Annotated in this window: 1 protein-coding gene; it reads left to right on the top strand. The window is 42.3% G+C overall.

Translation table 11 applies throughout. The features are described from left to right. On the top strand, positions 1–267 hold a 267-nt coding region (locus tag AC0IXA_RS27550; RefSeq protein WP_471814921.1), incomplete at its 3' end, for a tRNA ligase subunit PheS family protein.

Genomic DNA, 267 nt, shown 5'->3' with positions numbered 1-267 from the left:
ATTACAGAAGTACTTCGCGGAATGGGCAAGCTCTCCGCGGAAGAAAGACCAAAAATGGGTGCACTCGCAAACGAAGTAAGAGAGCAGATTGCTGGTCCCATTGCTGAAAAAAATGAACAGCTTGAAGCAGAAGAAGTAAAGAAAAAACTTGCTTCTCAAACGATCGATGTTACTTTGCCGGCAAGTCCAATCAAAATAGGGGCAAGACATCCATTAACGATAGTTGTCGAAGACATTGAAGATTTATTTATCGGAATGGGCTATACC

It is taken from the genome of Pseudomonas sp. AC083, from assembly GCF_979253165.1.
The sequence above is the reverse complement of the archived record's forward strand: the minus strand, read 5'-3'. Positions and strand labels throughout refer to the sequence as shown.